Below are 20,363 nucleotides of genomic sequence, written 5' to 3'. Positions count from 1 at the left end.
CCTCCTTGTCCCCTCAGCGGGCATTCCGGTAATCGCCGGTACTTACGCCCGTGTACGCTTTGAATCGTTTATAGAACCAGTCCAGTTCGCTGAAACCAATCTCTTGAGCGATTTCGTACACTTTTTTGTCCGTGTGAAGAAGCAGCTCCTTCGCTTTCTCCATCCTCACTTGGAGCACATAATCGTTAAAGGACTGATCGGTGTTTGCCTTAAACAACTTGCCGAGATAATTGGGATTCATATAGATCGTAGCCGCCACTTCCCGTAGACTAATCGAACCGCTGTATTGCTCCTGCACGATCCGTTTTACCTCCGCGACAATTTTGTTGGGCCGAACCTCCTTGGTCCGCAGCATAGCGTCCACGACATCCCCGCATTTGCTCTCCGTATAACGCAGCAGCTCCTCCATCGTCTTGATCCGCATGATTCGTTCATAATCGCCCAAAGCAGGATCAAACAACCGGTCATGGCTGGCACCTTGCTCCTTCATGAGCCGGAACAGTTGGATGAGCAGCTCGAGGACCGATATTTTGGCCCTGCTCTCCGGCACCTGTTCCATTCGATAACACTCCCACAGCCGACCGAGCGCCCGCATCGTCTCCGTTCGCCGGCAGCTGCGCACCATCTCCAGCACCTCATCTTCAAGCGCTTGCAGCGTATTCGATTCTCCGGATTCCGATTTCGCTTTCCCGTGAGTGAGCAGCACCGTCCCGGCCCCCGACAGAAACTTTCCGTCCAGCGCTTCCTCCGCCTGACTCCAGGATTGCTTGATTTCAGCTGCCGAGCCGACGCTTGCGCCAATGCCGATCGTAACCGTCGTCTTGGCGTATTGAATTGCCGATGATTGCAGCTTTTCGGCCCATTGCCGACACTGCTCCTGCCCCATCTCGGCAGAAGGGCCGCCTAACAAGATGCCGATCCGCTCCTCGGATTCTTCAAATACATAACCATGACCGGCTATTATTTCCTCCGCTATATTGCGGATGGCAAAGCGCAGCAGATCCGTATCCCGGTCCTGCATCTCGCCGTCCGCAATGAAATCCAGTTCCATCAGCAGACAAGCATAACGCTCTTCTCCGGTTTGGAGTCCAAGAAGGCGAACCTGCTCCTCCAGCTCCCTGGCGGAAATCTGCCCATGCACCCAGCGGCGCAAGAGCTGATCCCTCCCCGCCGATAAACCTAACCGTTGCCGTTTATCCAGCAATTGCTGCTCACGCATGCCGGCAGCGAGTTTCTTAAGCAAAGCAATAAGATCCTCTTCGTCCACCGGCTTAAGCAAATACTCCTTCACGCCAAGCCTTAACCCTTCCCGGGCATAAGCAAAATCATCATAACCGCTCAAGATTACGACCGGCGTATCCGTAAATTCCTGCATGGCCGCAGCCATCTCGAGACCGTTCACAACCGGCATGCGGATGTCGGTCAACACAAGGGAATAACGATGGCTGCGCAGCAACTCCAGCGCTTGCTGACCATCCTGCGCTTCTCCCTTGACGGTGAACCCAAGCTCCTCCCAATCAATGAGATAACGAAGCGATTGGCGAGCAACCGGCTCATCATCCACGATTAACACGTCGTACATCCGGCACCTCCTCCTGTCCGCCCCTAGGAATGCTTATCGTTACTTCCGTCCAGGCTCCTGCCTCGCTTGTTATATCAAGCCCGTATGACTCTCCGAATAAATGCTTTAGCCGGTGCTGCACATTTTGCAACCCGATATGGGCATCGCCTGCGAGACTGTCATCGCTGCGCAGCCTCTTCCGGATGTCTGCCAGACGTTCCGCAGCGATTCCAAGTCCGTTATCACTTATGATCAGAAGCAGCTCTCCCCCTCTCCGCTCACCGGCAATCCGGATGCGGGAGGAAGTAGGGCTCAGTTCAATGCCATGGGAGATCGCATTCTCTACAATCGGCTGGATGCACAGCTTAGGAACTAGCGCGTCCATTTCTTCCTCCGGCACGTCAATCTCGTAGGTAAACTTCTCGCCGAACCGGTATTGCTGAATTTGCAAATAGCTGGATATGAATTCAAGCTCCTCCGACAGCCGGATCGTTGGTCCGCCTTTCTTGAGCATCATGCGGAAAGACTTGGCGAGAAGGCCGATAACCTTTGCATTTTCCCGGTCGCCCGCAATAAGCAGCTTGCCCCGGATCATATTGAGCGTGTTAAACAGAAAATGCGGATTGATCTGCGTCTGCAGCGCGTACAACTCCACTTCCTTCGTCCGCAGCGCGTTTTCCCTCCGGTCGAGCTCGGATTGATAGACCTCTCCTATCAATTCGCGCAGCCTTCGCACCATAAGGTTAAACATTTCGCCAAGCTGCGCCACCTCGTCGCTTCCTTTAACCTCCACAAAGCTATCGAACTTGTCGCGGTTCAGCCGTTTCATCTTCATCGCAAGCTCCGTTAACCGCCGGGTCAGGCTGACGGACATGATCGATATAAGCAGAATGGAGACCAGGAGCGCCAAAGCAAACAGCAAAACCGCAAGGGAACGGAGCTGCATAAGCTTGGCGGACAATTCCTGCGTCGGAACAAACGCAATGACCTTCATCCCTTTGACGATATTCCGGGAGCTAAGCGTCTGGTACAGAATCTGATAGGACTGCTTGTTCATCATTTGATCAAAGCTGCCATCCGAACCGTTCATCACTTCAGAACCAAACGGAAGCCGGCTGATATTATCCACCGCATTCTCCTTGTCGCTGTCGATTAGCACCGTCCCGTCGGACAACGCGAAGATGACGCGTTTGTTCTTGCTCTCCAGGTCAACGAGCTGCGCGAGATTTTTGAGCCTGACCTCAAGCGACACGACGCTTGGCGAGTCCCTGTTCACATTGTTCAGCCGCTTGCGGAAGCTGATAACGGGTTCTTTTTTCGGAAAAGTCAGATAAGGATGCGTCCAATAGCCGCCAGTGTTGTTGCCCATCACTTCCTTGTACCAATCGGAGGAGCGGATTTCGTCATCAATGAGTTGGACGTTGGAGAAAAAGAAAGACGGATTGTCGGTGAATACATCCACCTTCATAACGTCTCGCGTAGATTGAATTGCCGAGAGGAAGGGTTGAAATTGCTCGGAATATACTTCGTAGGCTTCTAGCTGATCCGCATAACGCTGGTCGAGAATCAGATTCAGCTTTGGGTTCAGAAATAGCGTATTGGCGACGTCCTCATAGGATGCCAGCCTATTGTCCAGATTCTGACCAATCTGCGACAGCGATAACGTAGCGTTCTGCACGATATGCTCGTGCACAAGCTTCGTGCTGCGTTGGGTAAGCACGTAAGTAACCGAGCCAAGCAGGAATAGGACGATGAATAGGTTTGCTAGAATAAGCTTGGTCCGGATTTTCATTCGCCTTCATCCCTTCTCTCTCTTCAAGTGTAAGGAAGCAAAAGAACGTACGCCTTGCACGAGTGTTCAAGGCGTACGCGATATTCTAAGCTTACTGCCTCTGCTTATTCTCCGATGGTGGCTTTAAATTTGGCGTTAAAGTCCGCCCAAAGGTCGGTATAAGCGCCGTTCACTTCTTGAAGACCCGCCTTCTCCATGGTCGACTTCATGCCATCCCAGCTGCTGTCAAAGTCCGTGGCGTTTTTCGCCATAATGAGCTTCGGCAAGTATTTCTTCCATGCTTCCTCGATCTTCTTCGCCTGCAGGTTAATGTTCTCCGGCGGCGATACCTGCCACAGATAACCCGGCACCACTTGCGCGGGCGGCAGGAAATCCGCCCATGTTTGCTTGCCGTATTTGGCCAACACTTCTTTGGTCATATCATCATAGAGGCTAAGCTGGTAGTCCTTCGTAAGCGGAGTCGCGTAATCGCCGTCACTCAGCTTCGCGCCGTCGCCAACGTTAAACCAGGAGCCGCTGCCCGTGCCGTTGCTCGTAAAACCTTCTTTCGTGCCATGATCAGGGTCGTTCTTGCGCGCCTCCAGTTCAGCCGGCAGCAAGGTTCGCTTGCCGTCCTTCACTTCGTAATGCGTGCCTTCGATGCCCCATTGCGACAGAATCTGGCCTTCATCCGAGAACAAGTAATCGATGAACTGGATGAAGCGCTCCGGATTTTTCGCGGAAGTCGTAACCGCCCACTGCAGGCTGCCCGCAAAGGTCGGAACGACCGTATTCGATTGATCAGCCGTATCGTCCGAGAAGAACAGCGGCAAATAAGCGTATTGACGTTCCGGATGTCCATCAAGGCGGAATTGGGTTTCTACGTTGCCGACCATCCACTTAGGCGCGTATGCTGCTAGTACACGGCCTTGCGCAAGCTTTTTGGACAAATCATCTTGCGAGAATGCTTCCTTGTCGTAAAGTCCGTTCTGGTAAAGCTTGTTCAGGAAAGAATAGTATTTCTTCGCGTCTTCGGAGACCGGGTTGTATTCGACCTGGCCGTTCCCGTCAATCCGGAAGTTGCCGTGGTCAGGCAGACCGGATGCGCTGATAATCGGATTGTTGTATTCAATATTGACTTGCCAGCCCGTCATGGCGCCGGAGAAACCAATGGTATCTTTGCCTTCAATCTGAGGATGTTTGTCTTTGTAGGCTTTCAGGATGTCGTACAGCTGGTCGAGCGTCTTGATCTGCGGATAACCCGCTTCCTTCAGCACGTCGTATTGGATAATAAAGTTTGCGGATGCGTCCGCTTTCGCCTCGCGGCTCTTATTCACGCCGTAGATGGACCAGATCTTGCCGTCCTCGTCCTTGAGGAGGTTGAAGTATTCGCCGAATTTCTCTTTAATGTTCGGGCCGTATTGATCGATCAGATCGTTCAGCGGGATAAGCGCTCCGCCGTCTTTGTATTTCTGGACTTCCGTCGGGCCCATGGCCATAACGTCCGGGTAATCGCCGGAAGCGAGCCACAGATCCTGCTTCTGCGTCTCTTCGCCTACGATCAGATCGTATTTAAGGGAGACTCCCGTTTTTTCGGTGAAAATCTTCTGGATCGGCGTATCCCATGTCAACTTCTCGTCTGTCGTGTTCATGGTGTACGTAATTGGTTCCAACGGTGCTTTTTCCGGATTTTTGGAAGCGTCTTCATTTGTTGCGTTAGTTGCCGCTGCATTACCGCCGTTACTCGATGATTGCGTATTCCCGCCTTCGTTATTATTGGAGGAGCAGCCGGCTACAACACCCGTGAGCATTACCGAAGCAGCCATCAGCGTTAACCCTTTTTTCCATGTCTTTGACATATGGACACCCTCTCATCTTGTCATGATAATATCACCGGATTCCTTGATCCGACAACCGTAATCTTGGCCGCCTATTCCTTCATGGCAGCAAAGGTCATGCCTTTTACAAAATACTTTTGCAGGAACGGGTACACCAGCAGAATCGGCAGGGTGACAATGATCGTCATCGCCGCCCGAATCGTCTCCGGATTGGTCCGTCTGGCATCCGTTGCATCGATGTGGGTATTGGCGCTCATGACCTGGTTTACGGAGCTGATTAGAATTTTCTGCAGCTCGTATTGCAGCAGGTTCAGGTTCTCGTTACGGCTCGCGTATAAGTAGTTGTCAAACCAGGAGTTCCAATGCATAACCGCGATATACAGCGTAATGGTCGATAATACGGGCAAGCTGATCTGAAGCACGATGCGGAACAGAATTTGAAAATCCGAAGCCCCGTCAATTCTCGCCGACTCGACAATACCTTCCGGCAGCTGTTCGAAATAACTTCGCATAATGATGACGTTAAACACGCCGATAAGCATCGGCAGAATATAAACGGCGGCATGATTCATCAGCCCGATGTTTTTGACCAGCAGATAAAACGGGATCAGCCCTCCATTTACATACATCGTAATAATCAGGATGATATTAAACGGCTTGCGGAGAAAAAACTCCCTCCTGCTCAGCGCATACGCAAGCATCGCGGTACATAACACGCCTAGCACGGTGCCTACCACCGTCCGTATCACCGAGCGGACCGCTGCAGCCGCCAAGCCTTCATTGGCGAATATCGTGCTGTAGTTCTCCAAGGTGAAGACGCGGGGCCAGACATAGATAGTCCCCTTCAGCGTATCTCCCGCGTCGTTTAAGGAAATGGCCGCCAGATTAAGAAACGGGAACAAGGTAGCGATACCAAGCACCAGCAGTACCGTGTAGTTCATTATGCTAAAAGCGACATCTCCGATCGACCGCCTGACAAACATGTTCTCTCACCTCCTTGCTGCCGGCAGCGCTTAGAATAAACGGCTGCCGGATGTTTTCTTCGCCGTATAATTAACCAGCAGGACAAGCACCAGACTGACAATCGATTTGAACATGCTGACCGCAACGCCGTATGAATAATCGCCAATGCTTGTCGAGTAGTTCAGAGCATACAGGTCAAGCACTTCGGAGCGGTTGATGACAACCGGATTGCCAAGCAGGAACTGCGATTCATAACCGCTTTGCACGATCCAGCCGACACTTAAGATAAGCAGCAGAACGGCTGTTGGCATCAGGCCCGGAATGGATATATAGCGCATCTTCTGCCAACGCGTTGCCCCGTCCACTTCGGCTGCTTCATAATGCTCCGGATTGAGGCCCACAAGCACCGCGAGGTAGATGATCGTATTCCAGCCAAGCTCCTTCCAGAAGTTTGCCGCCGTATGAATCCACCAGAACCATTTCTCCTCGCCGAGAAAATACAGCGGTTCCTGAATCAAGCCAAGCTTCATAAGAATCGCATTCACAACGCCGGCATCCGGGGACAGCAGCGTGGCGAATATATTCGCAATCACGACCCAGGACACGAAGTGCGGGATATACGTTAACGTTTGAATGACTCTCTTGAAGAAGACAAACCGGATTTCGTTGAGCAGCAAAGCGAGACCAATCGCGCCAACAAAACCCGTCACCAGATTAAGCACCCCCATGACGACGGTGTTGCGAAGCGCATTGAAGAATTGGGGATCCTGGAAGAGCAGCTTAAAGTTGTCGAAGCCGGCCCAAGGCGAATTCCAAAGGCCCAGCGCGACCTTGTAATGCTGAAAAGCCATGATCCAGCCCCACAGCGGGCCAAACGAAAACAGCATAACGAGAAGCACAAACGGCGTCGACATGAGCAGCAGCTGGTATTGTCTTTGTATGACGAGGCTTTTCCCCGCCTTCTTCCCGGCCGGTGGCATAATCTCTTGATCCCCTAATATTTTGGCGGGTTTGGCCATAATAGTCTCCTTTCTTGGCAGCTTAGGCGAATACATACACCCCGTATGCGGGAATAACTGCCGTACCTTCCATCACGCGGTCCGAGACCATCTCCTTCAATGGTCCAGCCAGCTGAATGCTGCGCTCCTCTCCCGCATGGTTTATGGCGAAAATAAATCGCTGCCCGCTGCCCGCCCTTCTCGCCAGCTCCACTTCCTCCGGCGCCGTAACTTCTGTAATCGGGCATAAACCGGCAGACTCGCAAACTTGGCTCATTAGACTGCGCATGCACGCGGGGTCAGCTCCCGTACCGAAGTAATAGGCATTGCCTGTGCCAACGGCGTTGCGGGTTACGGCTGGCGTACCGGACATATAATCTTCCGCATACCAGGCGATCGCTTCCGCTTTCTCGCAGGCGATGACATCGTACCAAATCGTTCCGTGACCGACCGGCTCGCCGTCTGCCGCGGCAATTCGCCGGGTCTCCCCCGTGCGAAGCGTGCCGTAATCGGTGATGCGGATGCCAAGCAGCTCGCGGAATGCCCCCGGCAGCGTCGCATCGTCCATTTGGTTGTTCCAAAGCTTCGTACCGGCGCGAATGTCCAGCACGACCGTGCCGCCGGTAGCCGCATAACGTTCCAGCCTTTCGGCTACGCCCGGTTTTGCCATCATATAATGCGGCAGAACGACCAGCTTATAACCGTCGAAGGAATGGTCATCGGAGATGATGTCGACCGGTATCCGGCTGTCGTAGAAGTACCGGTAATAAGCCATAAACTGCCGGTCGTAGCGGTGTTCATAAGTTTGAGGCTGTATCTCCATCGTCCATTCATTCTCGTACGAGCGAATGATGGCCGCCTCGGCTCCGCTGCCTAGCCCTTCCATCTGAGGCAGAAGCTTATGCAGCTCTTCCCCCGTACGGGCCGCTTCCTCATAACGCCTGCCCGGGATGCCGTCATGCGGCAGCAAGCCGTGCCAGAACTGTTCCGCGCCGAACAAACAAGTCCTCCAGCGGAAATAAAGGATCGCATCCGCTCCATGCGCAACGGACTGGTACGTCCATTTGCGAAGCTCGCCCGGTTTGGGCGTCGGGAACAACAGGTTCCCGCCAGGCGGACCGCTCTGATGCTCCATCACCCAGAAGTTCGACTGCTTGAAGCCGCGCGTCGCATCGAGGGCTAATGCCGCATTCCGCGGGTCCGGCTTGTCTGCAAACATCAGGTTTGGATAGCTGTCGAGAGAAGCAAAATCCAACTCCCCCGACAGGTCAAAGTCGTTGATTTCGTTGAACATGCCCATCATGTTATGGGTGATCGGCTGATTGGGAGCAACGGACCGGAGGATGTCCAGTTGGAGCTTTTGGAATTTCACCGCGGAATCGGATGAGAACCTCCGGAAATCCAGCTCCATCCCCGGGTTATGAAGCGGAAATACCGTATACGCCGGCAGCTCGATCTCGCTGAACGCATTGTAGATCTGGCTCCAGAACACCGTTCCCCATTGCCCGTTCAGGTTATCAATGTCCCCGTACTTATCCTCAAGCCATTGCTGGAAGGCGGTTCTGCAATTATCGCAATAACAACGGGTCGTATCCGTGCAGCCGAATTCATTGTCGATCTGCCAGGCGACAACGCTGTTGTGATCACCGTATCTTTCCGCCATCCGCGTAACGATCGATTGAACATGGACATGATAGTGCGGATTGTTATAGCAATAATGCCGCCGGTGGCCAAACCCCCGGACAACCCCTTTGTTATCCCGCATGTATATATCAGGGTGGCGATCCATAATCCATTTGGGCGGCGTTGCCGTTGGCGTCCCCAATACGGCCTGTATGCCCTCGGCTGCTAGAATGGACAAGCTTTTATCCAGCCATTCGAAGGTATATTCGCCGGGTCTGCGCTCTAGCTTCGACCAAGCAAATTCCCCGATCCGGACGATCGTTATGCCCGCCTCCCGCATCAGCTTCGCATCTAGCGGCCAGCGCTCTTCCGGCCAATGCTCCGGATAATAACAAACGCCAAATTTCATAGCTCGCAACATCTCCGTTCTGCTAACAGCAGCATTTGCTTGCGGTCAGGATGCTTTTGCTCCTGCTCTGATCCTATTATCTAATGGGATTGGCAGCGGCAAAACCGGAGAAGTGAGAGATGAACACCCGCCAAATCAGTCTGATTCGCTTAAATCGCATACACCTCCCGCTTCTAGCTGCACCACTAACAAAAAAGAGCCAGTTCCCTAGCTAATAGCTAGTAGAACTGACTCTTTTGGCTAGGGGTTAACCCGAGGCGCGGAACTTCCCGTTGCCTGGCCGCCGAACTTCTCCGGGAACTGCTTCACGATTCCTTCAGCGATCGTATCCGACAACATCATCAGATGAGCCTGACCCGCGTCATAAGCAGCAATGTCTTTCTCCCAATCCTTGGACAACCGCGACGTCAGATTAACCGCCAACCAATCCAGATGTTTGTCCATCATCTGCTTTAAGTCCGCGTAAGACCAATTCGGATTAGCTCCGCTCAGGAACTTGGCTATATCGTCGGCATTCCGGTACCACTCTTTGTTGTACTTCTCAAAATCCTTGTTATTGCCGGTTTTGGCCGCCGTAATGACTTTACCCGCCAGAACAATATGCTCCTTCAGCAGCTCTGCCAGCTTGTTGCCCGCTTCTTCTCCGTAATAAGGCTTTATGGCATTGCCGATATCCTGTTGGTTGTTAAGCAGCCGGTTCAGCACCGGATTCACGTCTTCGAGGCCAGCCAGCATGCTGATCATCGTATTTCGCGTCCACACCGCATGGTCAATCCATAACAAACGAAGATCATCCTTCAGCTTCTCTGCTGACGGGCTCACGCATACCTGCCGCGAAACCGGCTCGCTGACATGGCCTGCCGAGGCCCAACCGTAAGCAGGCGCGAGGCTCATGCTAAGCGCCAAGGCTGCCGTTACAACAGTCATTCTTATTCGGTTATTTCGCTTCATCATGATGATTTTTGTTCTCCTTAGGTCGTTTATGTAACAGCTTTATTGTGGTCGTTTCCATCTATTTCATACCTTTATGACAAGCAAAAAAAACCCGGCCGCAAGCAGCCGGGGGGTTGAACCGTTTATCCCATATGAAGTCCTTCAAGCGCTGCTTCCGGTTTGTCGGCCTGCGTGATCTCTCCGGAAGGTCTCTTGCCTCTGCGCAGCAGCAGTCCAAGCAATGCCCCTGTAATTGCGACAAACACCATAATGCCAAACGTATAATCAAAGGCATCAACCGCCAGCGCCAGCAGCTGCTGCAACTGCTCCGGACTCGCTTGCGCGGCTGCGTCTCCCGAAGAAGTTTGGCCGGCAAGCACCTCTGGCGGCACGTTTGCCTCCGCCATAAGCTTTGCAATCCGCTTCGTGAGAATGGTGACGAGCAGCGCTACGGCAAGCGAGCTGATGACCTGCTGCATGGCGCTGGTAAGGGAAGTAACCCGGCTGACCAGCTCGCGAGGCGTCTTGTTGATCAGATGGGAATTAAGCGGCATCATCATTAATCCCATTCCCGAGCCGGCCATAATAAGCGGCAACAGCAGATCCTCCCGCCCTGTATGAATATCGAGATTGGAATATTGGAAGATCGCGCCCGATACGAGGCTGAGCCCGATAACCACGAGCCAGCGGACCCCGATCCGGTCGAACAAATACCCGCCGATCGGCATCATGCAGGCCGAAGCGAGCGCCTGAGGGAACAAAGTGAGTCCCGTGTCGAATGCTCCGTAACCGCGCCCTTGCTGCAGAAATTGCGGCAGCAGGAAGATCGCGCCAAACAGCGAGAACTGAACGATCCATTGCACCACAATGCCAAACGAGAAGTCCACCGAGCGGAATACGCGAAGATCAAGCAGCGGATGTGTCGCGCGAAGCTCAACAAAGATAAAGACAATGAGCGCAACGCCGCCAGCAATGAGGCCGATGAGCGTTTTATCCGAAGTCCAGCTTTCCGCTCCTTGGTTAACGCCGTAGGACAAAGCGGCAAAAGCGAGCGGCCCCAAAATCATGCCCGGTACATCCAATCCGGCAAGTTTCTTGGTCGCCAGCTTCGGCAGGTACCGCAAACCAAACCATACGCTGATCACGCCTACCGGCAGATTGATCAGAAAGATCCAGCGCCAGGAGTGGTACTCGACCAGCCAGCCGGAGAGGATTGGTCCAATCGCCGGCGCGAGCAGGATCGGCACGCCAAGCATGCCCATGACCTGCCCCACCTTGTTAGGCGGACTCAGCCGGTATACATAGGCCATCGCAACCGGCATCACAAATCCGCCGCCCAGCCCTTGGATGACGCGGAACAAAATAAGCATCTGAGGATCATTGGGCATTGCGCACAGCAGCGAGCCTAACGTGAACAATATAACCGAAGTGAGGAATATCGTCTTGGCGCCGAACCGGTCGGACAGCCAGCCTGCAAGCGGGATAACAGCGGCTTGCGCAAGCATATAGCCCGTTACCGTCCACTGCAGAGTCGGAAGCTGCGTGTGGAAATCATCCACGAGCTTCGATAAAGCCACATTCATAGCCGTTGTATCGAGAATAACCATAAAACAGCCGAGAATAATCGCAACAAGCGGGAGCATAATGCTTTTCATCTGAAATGGCTGCTCCTGCGGGTTATCCGTTAACCGTTGTTCCATCCTTATAACCTCCTAAATGGAATACACCATTACGCCAAGGATGATGGACAACGGCTGTCAGTAATGGCTCTTGCTTCCCCATGTTACTGAGCATGACCGTCCCAAGTCAATTAAATTTTTGGCAAAAATAGTTAAACCGTTTTCAACCTGCATAACGCTATTTCATCAGCCTTTTTATGATCGAAAGACCACCCTTAGCCGACGGATAACGGAAAGCAAAATCAAACTTGGTCGTTTGCTTCAGCACGCTTTTCATATGGGAGAACGTTTTGAAGCTGTACTCGCCGTGATAAGCGCCGATCCCGCTTTCTCCTACTCCGCCAAACGGCAAATACGGTGTCGCCAAATGCATCAGCGTATCGTTGATGCACCCTCCGCCAAACGGCACCGCCTCCGTCACCCGCTTCTGAATAGCCGCGTTTTCGCTGAACAGATAGAGCGCCAAGGGCTTGGGACGCGCATTGATCTGATCAATCGCTTCCTGCAGCTCGTCATAGACCAGCACAGGCAATATCGGGCCAAAAATCTCCTCTTGCATCACCGGCATATCCCAGTCTACTCGGGTTAGTACCGTTGGCTCGATTCGAAGCGCCAGCTCGTCGGCGCCCCCGCCCATAACCGCTTCGCCATCCCGCAGGAAGCTGACTAGCCTGTTGAAATGCCGCTGCGAGATGATTTTGCCGTAATCCTTATGCTCAAGCGGATTTGGACCATAAAATTTCGTGACCGCTTTATGAAGCTGCTGAAGAAACGGCTCCAGCACGCTATGGTGCACAAGCACGTAATCGGGAGCGATGCAGGTCTGCCCGGCGTTAATGAATTTGCCGAAGGCGAGCCGTCTGGCCGCCAGCTTGAGGTTGGCATCATGATGCACAATCGCCGGGCTTTTGCCTCCAAGCTCCAGCGTAACCGGCGTTAAATGTTTGGCCGCAGCGGCCATCACCTGCTTGCCGACGTTAACGCTGCCGGTGAAGAAGATTTTATCAAACGGCAGATCCAGCAGCTCCTGGCTTATTTCGACGCCGCCTTCCATGACCGCGATGTAGGAGGGATCAAACGTATCTTGAATGAGGGAAGACATCACTTCCGATACGGCCGGCGATAGCTCCGAAGGCTTCAGCACGGCCGTATTGCCCGCGGCGATAGCGCCCACAAGCGGTGCCATCGCAAGCTGGAACGGATAGTTCCAAGGCGCGATAATAAGCGCGGTGCCAAGCGGTTCCGGCACGATGTACCCTTTGCTTCCCGCATGGGTAAGCGCGGTTTTGACCTTGGCGGGCTTCATCCACCGCTTGAGCCGCTTCTGCACGAAAGAGATTTCTTTCAGAACAAGTCCAATCTCCAGCATGTAGGATTCCTGCTCGCTCCGGTTCAGATCGAGGCGAAGCGCCTGCATAATGGCTTCCTCCCGCTCAGTGACCGCCTGACGCAGCTTCGCCAGCTGCGCCAAACGGAATTCCAGGCTCCGTGTTGCCCCCGTCCGGTAATAGTGCTGCTGCTTCTCCAGCAATTGAGATCCATATCCGTTCATGTCATACCCCGCCTTATGCTATAGTTAGGAAAAAGGAGCGATGCTGATTGAATAAAATCATGCCTGCACTCATTCTTCTTACAGGTTTGCTTTACATTTTTATCATTCCTGCTGAACCGCATGCCGTCAAGCTAATTTTCAAAGCGATTCCGATGATTCTAATCATCGCGTATGCTTACTTGCAACCTGCCGGCAATGGGAAGCGTTTTCAGACTATCCTGCTGGCAGGCTTGATCTTTTGCGTCCTTGGCGATGTCACCCTCGATAACTTTATTGTCGGGCTATCCGCTTTCCTGATCGGACATCTATTTTATTTAAGCGGATTTTTCGGGCAATGGACATTCTCCTTCTGGCGGCTAGTTACGATCGTTCCAATCGGAGCTTATGCCGTCTATATAGGTTTTGAACTACTAGATGCTCTATCGAAATCGGGAGACGATGGGCTAAAAATCCCCGTTCTTGTCTATGTAACGGCCATTTCGCTAATGGGCTGGGCCGCAATTATGTCCGGCAACGCATGGGCGATTGCCGGCGCTATGCTGTTTATGGCATCCGATTCAATTCTCGCTTGGAATAAATTCATCTCGGATGTCGCGAACTCGGATATCCTGATCATGACGACTTATTACGCCGCGCAGTTCTGCATCGCAACCTGCATCGGTTTCAAGATCCGCGCCGTACCTAAGCAAAAAGCCATGATCCCTTGATCATGGCTTTCCTTATGCAACCTGCCGGTTAACCGGCCTTTTCTTTGTTCATTTGCTTGCTGCGCAGCTGACCGCAAGCCGCATCAATGTCGGCGCCGTGCTCGAGGCGGACGCTGACGCTGACGCCTTCTTTTTTCAGCGTGTCGTAGAAACCTTTAATCGAGTCGTTCTCGCTGCGCTGGTATTGGCTATGCTCGTCAACCGGATTGTAAGGAATCAGGTTCACGTTAACAAGCGACCGGCGGCGATCACCCACCAGCTGGGCAAGCTCAAGCGCCTGCTCCCGCTGGTCGTTCACGTCTTTCAGCAAAATGTATTCGAGCGTGATCCGGCGGTTTGTCCGCTCCAGGTAATAATCAATCGCATCCATCAGCTTCTCGATCGGAATCGCCCGGTTAATCTTCATAATCCGCGTCCGCAGCTCATTGTTAGGCGCATGCAGCGACACTGCGAGGTTAACCCCTTGGTCCTTGTCGGCGAATTCCCGGATTTTGTCCGCGAGACCGCTTGTCGATACCGTAATATGGCGCGGTCCGATCGCAAGGCCTTTATGATCCTTCACCGTAGTAAGGAAGTTGTTCAGGTGAGTGAAGTTATCGAACGGTTCGCCGATCCCCATCACGACGATATGGCTGACCTTCTCGCCTTGTCCCGCTTCATCGAGATGAAGCTGAATCTTCATAATCTGCTCCACGATCTCGCCGCTAGTCAAGTCCCGGCTCTTCTTGAGCAGACCGCTAGCGCAGAAGCTGCAGCCGATGTTGCAGCCAACCTGCGTCGTTACGCAGACCGACAGGCCGAACTTATGGCGCATCATAACGGTCTCGATCAGATTCCCGTCGCTCAGCTTCAGCAAGAGCTTGATCGTGCCGTCCTTCGATACCTGCTTGGTATGTTCGGCTAGCGTCCGGAAGGTGAAGTTCTCCTCCAGCAGCCGCACGCAGTCCGGATGTACGTCCGTCATATCCGCAAAGCTTGTTACCCGCTTCCGGTACACGTATTCCCACACCTGAGTCGCCCGGAACTTCTTATGCCCGCGCTCGCCCAGCCATGCCGTTAATTGCTCTAAAGTTAATCCATAAATGGATGTTGTGCTCATCGTGATTCCTCTTTTCGCAAAACGCGGCGAGAGCCGCATACTGTTCCTATTGTCCCAAAATTGCCCGACGAAAACAAGGGCTGTATTCGTTCCAGTATACTCCGGCAGATCACGGACGTTAATATGGCTGACCGCCGCCTTCTTTCGCAAGAGCGATAATGTCTTTCGGATCGAGAATATGGCGCTCATAAGCGGTATATGAAGTTTGAATCATCGCAAGTCCTACTTGCCTGAGCGTAATCAGATGGTTAGGGAATACGGGTCTGAGCAGCGGATATAGCCAGGTAACCGCGCTTGCCCATTTCGGAACTCTTGTTTGTCCCTTAGTCGGGTGCATGTAACATGGTCTGAACATAAACGCCCGGCGGAAAGGCAGCTTCATTAAATCATTTTCGGTCTTCCCCTTCACTCTTGCCCACATTCGGCTCCCCTTCTCTGTGCTGTCCGTCCCGCTTCCGGTCACATAACAGAACACCATATCCGGGTTCAAACCTGCGAGCAGCCCCGCAACATGCATGGTCAAATCGTAGGTTACGCGGGTATAGTCGGCTTCCGACATTCCGACGGACGAGACGCCAAGGCAGAAGTAGCAGGCATTATAACCGCGAAGCTCTTCCTCAATCGGAGTCAAATCATGAAAATTTGAATGGATGATTTCCTTCAGCTTGGGATGCGTCACGCCGCATGGACGCCGGGATACAACCAACACCTGCTCCACATCCGGGTGTCGCAGGCATTCCATAAGGACGCCTTCCCCTACCATGCCCGTTGCTCCGGTAACAATCGCTTTCACTTTTTGTTTTGTCCCTGCCACTCTTGCATCTCTCCCCTTCTATACAGCTCCTACAGCCATTATGGCACAGGCTCCGAACCACGCTCAACTGTACCGGATAGAGGTCGCAAAAAAAGACGGGACAGCTGTGAAGCCGCTCCGTCCTTGTATGTGATTAGGCCATTAACTGCTTCACTAACTCGCGGTTCCGTTCCTTGAATAATTCATTATGGGAGGAGACCATGCCGTATTTATTGGCGTCCGGTTGAATGTAGGATTTGGCGCTGTTGACCGCATTGGCCCCATCCTGGAAGCAACCTGCGATCAAATGCAATTTACCGTCATGCATGAGGATGTCGCCGGCTGCAAACATCCCTGGCACGGAGGACTCGCCGCTTGGAGTGCCCTTAACATACCAGTCATCCACCATCTCGATGTTCAGCTTGCTGTTCTCGAGCAAGGAGGAGTCCCGGTCGTAACCGTGGTTAATAACAACTTCATCTATAGTCAGCTGCGAGACTGCGCCGGTCTTGCTGCACGTCAGTTCAACGCGTTCAACAAGCTCATCGCCGGAGTTCGCCAGCAGCTTCGTAATTTCGGTGTTGAACAAACATTCCACCTTCGGGTTGTTCAGTAGAGTCGTTACATTCGCTTCATGCCCGGACAAGGCATCCTTGCGGTATGTAATGTAGATCTGCTTCGCGAACGGCAGCAGCTCCATCGCCCAGTCAACGGCCGAGTTGCCGCCGCCGGAGATAACAACCGTCTTGTCCTTGAACCGCTTGAGCGATTTAACCGTGTAATGAAGGTTGGTTACCTCGAACTTCTCCGCCCCTTCAATCGACAGTTTGGTAGGATTCAGAATGCCGCCTCCCACCGCTACAATGACGGTTTTGGAATAATGAATACGTCCGGAAGAGCCATGCAGTTCAAAGATATTGTCCTCGTTACGCGTAATGGATTCGATCTTTTCATTCAAGACCACTTCCGGATCGAAAGTCAGCCCTTGCTTCACCAGCTGCTCAATCAGTTGCGCCCCAGGAGTAGGAGTTAAGCCCCCGATGTCCCAAATCATTTTCTCCGGGTACACATGCACCTTGCCGCCCAGAAAAGGCTGGAACTCGATCAGCTTCGTCTTCATTTCTCTAAGACCACTATAGAAAGTCGAGTACAGTCCTGCCGGACCGCCCCCGATTACCGTTACGTCAAACAATTCTTCTTGCAGCATGAACGTTCCTCCTCGGAAAGCAACTATCGTCATTGATTATCATTATCAATAGTATAAGCCATTTGAGAACATTTTTCAATAAGCGGTTGACAATCCTACTAAATCACTATAATTTAATAACAGGCAAGATACTGATAATCATTATCACTTACTTAAGTGTTAGATTTAGTATATAGCCCTCGTCGTTTATGTATTCCCACTATATTAACTATAAGGAGATTGAACACCCATGAAAAAAGGACTTATCTCCCTCATGATGCTCTTCGTTATTATTCTGAGCGCATGCGGAAACAACAACTCGGGCAATAATGCCGGAGCAGGCAACTCCAAAGCTTCAAATAACGCAGGTACGGAAAGCTCTTCCCCGGCAGCTAACGCCGCTTCCGACGCGACTGGCACCATCACGTTCCAATCGGAAAACGGTCCTATGGAAGTGCCGGCTAATCCGCAACGCATCGTTGACCTTTCTTCTTATACGGGCAGCTTGATCTCCCTTGGTCTCACGCCCGTTGGCGTTACTTCCTGGGCGAAAGACAATCCTAACTTCACGGAGCAGCTGAAGGACGTAACCGAAGTATCCGAAGATGATATCGAGAAAATTCTCGAGCTGAATCCGGATCTGATTCTCGGCACCGAAACGACAAAGAACGTTGACAAACTGAAGGAAATCGCTCCAACCGTCATTTTCACCTACAATAAAGTCGATTACCTGCAGCAACATATCGAAGTCGGCAAAGCCGTTAACAAGGAAAAAGAAGCAACGGCTTGGGTAGATGACTTCAAAGCGCGCGCTACTCAAATCGGCAAAGACATTAAAGCGAAGATCGGCGAAGACTCCACGGTTACCGTTATTGAGAACTATGACAAGGAATTGTATATGTTCGGAGACGCTTGGGGCCGCGGTACGGAAATTCTGTACCAAGCGATGGGCCTGAAGATGCCTGAGAAGGTAAAAGATATGACTTCGAAAGACGGCTGGTATGCGCTGTCCCTGGAAGTTCTTCCGGAATACGCAGGCGACTACATCGTCTTCAGCCAAAGCAAAGATACGGCAGGTTCCATTACCGAAACCGAAACTTACAAGAACATCCCGGCTGTAAAAAACAATCATGTCATTACGGCAGACGCCAGAGGTTTCTACTTCAACGATGCCTACACGCTTGATTATCAATTGAACTTCTTCAAAGAGCAGTTCCTGGGTAACTAATCCATGGTACAGAATACGAAACGCCCTATACCGTTTGTTATCAAGTTAAGTGCGGGGATCGTGTTCTTTATCGCAATCTTTTTCCTGGCCATGGTGTTCGGCGCTGCCGACACCACGGTCCATGATACATGGCAAGCATTGACGTCACCTCACGATACAAGCGAGAAGGTGACGCTTTTGCGCGAAATCAGGCTGCCTCGCGAGATCGCGGCGATATTCGTCGGTGCGGCACTCGCCGTATCCGGTGCCATTATGCAGGGCGTAACGCGGAACGCGCTGGCCGATCCCGGGCTTCTCGGTTTATCGGCCGGCGCGAACGCCGCCCTTGCCGTTACGGTTGCGATATTCCCCAGCATTAATTACTTCGGCATTATGATCGCCTGTTTTATCGGCGCTGCCTTAGGTTCCATTCTCGTGATCGGAATCGGCGCGGCCAAACGAGGCGGCTTCTCCCCTATTCGCATCGTGCTTGCGGGAGCTGCTGTTTCTACGTTTTTGTTCGCCATTGCGGAAGGCATTGGTCTTACCTTCAAAGTATCCAAAGACGTTAACATGTGGACTTCCGGCGGTCTGATCGGAACGTCCTGGGGACAACTTCAAATCATTGTTCCGTTTATAGTTGTTGGCATTCTCATTGCTATTGTCTTGTCCAAACAGTTGACCATCCTTAGCTTGAGCGAAGACGTGGCGACCAGCCTGGGGCAAAGAACCGGATTTATTAAAGGCATCTTGTTTGCGGTTACGATTCTGCTCGCCGGCGCATCCGTAGCGCTTGTTGGCAATCTGGCCTTCCTCGGCCTGATGATTCCGCATATGGTACGCCCGATTGTCGGGCAGGACTACCGGTATTCCGTTCCCATGTCCGCTATTGCCGGCGCTTCCTTTATGCTTCTCGCCGATCTGATTGGCCGAACGATCAATGCTCCGTTTGAAACGCCCGTAGCGGCTGTCATTGCGGTTGTGGGTCTGCCTTTCTTCCTCATCATCGTTAGAAGAGGAGGTAAAGCGCTGAAATGATCTTATCCCATTTGGTCCGCAAACAACGCATCATCCTTGGCATTCTGCTTCTCCTTATCATTGCCACGGTTATTGCAAGTCTGAGTCTAGGTTACTCCACCTTGACGATTAAAAGGCTGCTGCCCGTTTTGTTTGGCGACGGTACGTCGAAGGAGAACTTTATTTTGTTCGAAATACGGATGCCTCGCGTCATCCTGACTTTACTGGCCGGCATGGCGCTTGCCTTATCCGGTTCGATTCTGCAAGGAGTATCCCGCAATGATCTGGCTGATCCCGGCATTGTAGGCATCAACTCGGGGGCAGGCGTGGCGATTACGATCTTCTTCTTGTTCTTCCCGACGGAAGCAGGCCCGTTTGTCTACGTGCTTCCGATTGTTGCCTTTATAGGGGGAATCGCGACCGCCTGTCTCATTGCCTTGTTCTCTTGGAAAAAGCATGTGGGCATCCAGCCGGTGAACATGGTGCTTACGGGCATCGGCTTCCAAATGGCGCTAAGCGGCGTCATGATCGTGCTGATGTCCTCGGCAGACCGCGAGAAGGTCGACTTTATCGCGAAGTGGATCGCGGGCGGCATTTGGGGTACGGATTGGGTATTTATTAATGCCATGTGGCCATGGCTCGCCGTACTCATTCCGTTTACGCTGTTCAAGGCTAACCGCTTGAACATTCTCGCGCTAAATGAACCGGTTGCGGTTGGGGTCGGCATTTCGCTGACGAAGGAGCGTCTGGTGCTGCTCTTCACCGCCGTGGCGCTTGCCGCCTCTGCCGTATCCGTCACGGGCGGGATTGCCTTCATCGGGCTGCTCGCGCCGCATATCGCGAAATCGCTCGTCGGGCCGCGCAATCAGTTGTTTATTCCGATCTCTATCTTGTTTGGCGGATGGCTGCTTGTCCTGGCCGATACAATTGGCCGTCAGGTCGACATTGCGGGCGGCTTGCCCGCCGGGATCGTGGTCTCCTTGATCGGTGCGCCGTACTTCCTGTATCTGCTGCTGAAGAAATAGCA

The 20,363-nt window shown here is 52.6% G+C and carries 16 protein-coding genes; 4 read left to right on the top strand and 12 right to left on the bottom strand.

The annotated features are described in order from the left end of the window. Nucleotides 1-13: 13 nt before the first annotated feature. The 9 genes from QQK89_RS21545 to QQK89_RS21505 form a co-directional block, all read right to left on the bottom strand. On the bottom strand, nt 14-1,582 hold the full coding sequence (locus QQK89_RS21545) for a response regulator (RefSeq protein ID WP_284240726.1): 1,569 nt from the start codon (nt 1,580-1,582) through the stop codon (nt 14-16). After that, on the bottom strand, nt 1,557-3,353 hold the full coding sequence (locus tag QQK89_RS21540) for a sensor histidine kinase (protein WP_284240725.1): 1,797 nt from the start codon (nt 3,351-3,353) through the stop codon (nt 1,557-1,559). The genes QQK89_RS21545 and QQK89_RS21540 overlap by 26 nt, the downstream gene beginning before the upstream one ends. A 104-nt stretch (nt 3,354-3,457) precedes the next feature. Next, the gene (locus QQK89_RS21535) at nt 3,458-5,191 is read right to left on the bottom strand and encodes an extracellular solute-binding protein (protein WP_284240724.1); all 1,734 of its coding nucleotides are present in this window, start codon (nt 5,189-5,191) and stop codon (nt 3,458-3,460) included. 71 nt (nt 5,192-5,262) lie between these two features. Further along, nucleotides 5,263-6,153: a carbohydrate ABC transporter permease gene (locus tag QQK89_RS21530; RefSeq protein WP_284240723.1), complete on the bottom strand. Its 891-nt coding sequence runs from the start codon at nt 6,151-6,153 to the stop codon at nt 5,263-5,265. Nucleotides 6,154-6,183: 30 nt separating this feature from the next. Then, the gene (locus tag QQK89_RS21525) at nt 6,184-7,152 is read right to left on the bottom strand and encodes an ABC transporter permease (protein WP_284240722.1); all 969 of its coding nucleotides are present in this window, start codon (nt 7,150-7,152) and stop codon (nt 6,184-6,186) included. A gap of 22 nt (nt 7,153-7,174) precedes the next feature. Next, nucleotides 7,175-9,163: a beta-galactosidase gene (locus QQK89_RS21520; RefSeq protein ID WP_284240721.1), complete on the bottom strand. Its 1,989-nt coding sequence runs from the start codon at nt 9,161-9,163 to the stop codon at nt 7,175-7,177. A 240-nt stretch (nt 9,164-9,403) separates the two neighbouring features. Then, nucleotides 9,404-10,117, bottom strand: coding sequence for a glycosyltransferase (locus tag QQK89_RS21515; protein WP_284240720.1), 714 nt, complete (start codon nt 10,115-10,117; stop codon nt 9,404-9,406). 122 nt (nt 10,118-10,239) lie between these two features. After that, nucleotides 10,240-11,796: a DHA2 family efflux MFS transporter permease subunit gene (locus tag QQK89_RS21510; protein WP_284240719.1), complete on the bottom strand. Its 1,557-nt coding sequence runs from the start codon at nt 11,794-11,796 to the stop codon at nt 10,240-10,242. A gap of 157 nt (nt 11,797-11,953) precedes the next feature. Then, nucleotides 11,954-13,327, bottom strand: coding sequence for an aldehyde dehydrogenase (locus QQK89_RS21505; protein WP_284240718.1), 1,374 nt, complete (start codon nt 13,325-13,327; stop codon nt 11,954-11,956). Nucleotides 13,328-13,374: 47 nt separating this feature from the next. Here QQK89_RS21505 and QQK89_RS21500 point away from each other — a divergent pair, with 47 nt between their 5' ends. After that, nucleotides 13,375-14,034 carry a lysoplasmalogenase gene (locus QQK89_RS21500; protein ID WP_284240717.1) on the top strand — a complete coding sequence of 220 codons (660 nt, stop codon included), beginning with the start codon at nt 13,375-13,377 and terminating at the stop codon, nt 14,032-14,034. A 28-nt stretch (nt 14,035-14,062) separates the two neighbouring features. Here the strand turns inward: QQK89_RS21500 and rlmN are convergent, their stop codons facing one another. The 3 genes from rlmN to QQK89_RS21485 all read right to left on the bottom strand — a co-directional run bounded on the left by rlmN (nt 14,063) and on the right by QQK89_RS21485 (nt 17,133). Then, nucleotides 14,063-15,133 carry a 23S rRNA (adenine(2503)-C(2))-methyltransferase RlmN gene (gene rlmN, locus QQK89_RS21495; protein WP_284240716.1) on the bottom strand — a complete coding sequence of 357 codons (1,071 nt, stop codon included), beginning with the start codon at nt 15,131-15,133 and terminating at the stop codon, nt 14,063-14,065. A 118-nt stretch (nt 15,134-15,251) separates the two neighbouring features. Then, nucleotides 15,252-15,947: an NAD-dependent epimerase/dehydratase family protein gene (locus QQK89_RS21490; RefSeq protein WP_284240715.1), complete on the bottom strand. Its 696-nt coding sequence runs from the start codon at nt 15,945-15,947 to the stop codon at nt 15,252-15,254. Between the two features lie 133 nt (nt 15,948-16,080). Further along, the gene (locus QQK89_RS21485; protein WP_284240714.1) at nt 16,081-17,133 is read right to left on the bottom strand and encodes an NAD(P)/FAD-dependent oxidoreductase; all 1,053 of its coding nucleotides are present in this window, start codon (nt 17,131-17,133) and stop codon (nt 16,081-16,083) included. 229 nt (nt 17,134-17,362) lie between these two features. On the opposite strand from QQK89_RS21485, the gene QQK89_RS21480 reads away from it, so the two are divergent. From QQK89_RS21480 to QQK89_RS21470, 3 genes are read left to right on the top strand one after another with little or no spacing between them, the layout of a single operon-like run. Continuing rightward, a complete protein-coding gene (locus QQK89_RS21480; protein ID WP_284240713.1) occupies nt 17,363-18,340 on the top strand; it encodes an iron-hydroxamate ABC transporter substrate-binding protein in 978 nt (325 codons plus the stop codon). 3 nt (nt 18,341-18,343) lie between these two features. Next, a complete protein-coding gene (locus QQK89_RS21475) occupies nt 18,344-19,357 on the top strand; it encodes a FecCD family ABC transporter permease (RefSeq protein ID WP_284240712.1) in 1,014 nt (337 codons plus the stop codon). Continuing rightward, nucleotides 19,354-20,361 carry a FecCD family ABC transporter permease gene (locus QQK89_RS21470; RefSeq protein WP_284240711.1) on the top strand — a complete coding sequence of 336 codons (1,008 nt, stop codon included), beginning with the start codon at nt 19,354-19,356 and terminating at the stop codon, nt 20,359-20,361. The genes QQK89_RS21475 and QQK89_RS21470 overlap by 4 nt, the downstream gene beginning before the upstream one ends. Nucleotides 20,362-20,363 lie beyond the last annotated feature (2 nt).

Origin of the sequence: Paenibacillus glycanilyticus (genome assembly GCF_030161375.1) — a bacterium.
Taxonomy (GTDB): domain Bacteria; phylum Bacillota; class Bacilli; order Paenibacillales; family Paenibacillaceae; genus Pristimantibacillus; species Pristimantibacillus glycanilyticus_B.
This window is presented reverse-complemented; position numbering and strand designations above follow the sequence as displayed.

Bases quoted from the DNA above. Each gene is read 5' to 3' on its own strand.
- QQK89_RS21545 (WP_284240726.1), bottom strand. From the start codon at position 1,582: ATGTACGACGTGTTAATCGTGGATGATGAGCCGGTTGCTCGCCAATCG.
- QQK89_RS21540 (WP_284240725.1), bottom strand. From the start codon at position 3,353: ATGAAAATCCGGACCAAGCTTATTCTAGCAAACCTATTCATCGTCCTA.
- QQK89_RS21535 (WP_284240724.1), bottom strand. From the start codon at position 5,191: ATGTCAAAGACATGGAAAAAAGGGTTAACGCTGATGGCTGCTTCGGTA.
- QQK89_RS21530 (WP_284240723.1), bottom strand. From the start codon at position 6,153: ATGTTTGTCAGGCGGTCGATCGGAGATGTCGCTTTTAGCATAATGAAC.
- QQK89_RS21525 (WP_284240722.1), bottom strand. From the start codon at position 7,152: ATGGCCAAACCCGCCAAAATATTAGGGGATCAAGAGATTATGCCACCG.
- QQK89_RS21520 (WP_284240721.1), bottom strand. From the start codon at position 9,163: ATGAAATTTGGCGTTTGTTATTATCCGGAGCATTGGCCGGAAGAGCGC.
- QQK89_RS21515 (WP_284240720.1), bottom strand. From the start codon at position 10,117: ATGATGAAGCGAAATAACCGAATAAGAATGACTGTTGTAACGGCAGCC.
- QQK89_RS21510 (WP_284240719.1), bottom strand. From the start codon at position 11,796: ATGGAACAACGGTTAACGGATAACCCGCAGGAGCAGCCATTTCAGATG.
- QQK89_RS21505 (WP_284240718.1), bottom strand. From the start codon at position 13,327: ATGAACGGATATGGATCTCAATTGCTGGAGAAGCAGCAGCACTATTAC.
- rlmN (WP_284240716.1), bottom strand. From the start codon at position 15,133: ATGAGCACAACATCCATTTATGGATTAACTTTAGAGCAATTAACGGCA.
- QQK89_RS21485 (WP_284240714.1), bottom strand. From the start codon at position 17,133: ATGCTGCAAGAAGAATTGTTTGACGTAACGGTAATCGGGGGCGGTCCG.
- QQK89_RS21480 (WP_284240713.1), top strand. From the start codon at position 17,363: ATGAAAAAAGGACTTATCTCCCTCATGATGCTCTTCGTTATTATTCTG.
- QQK89_RS21475 (WP_284240712.1), top strand. From the start codon at position 18,344: ATGGTACAGAATACGAAACGCCCTATACCGTTTGTTATCAAGTTAAGT.
- QQK89_RS21470 (WP_284240711.1), top strand. From the start codon at position 19,354: ATGATCTTATCCCATTTGGTCCGCAAACAACGCATCATCCTTGGCATT.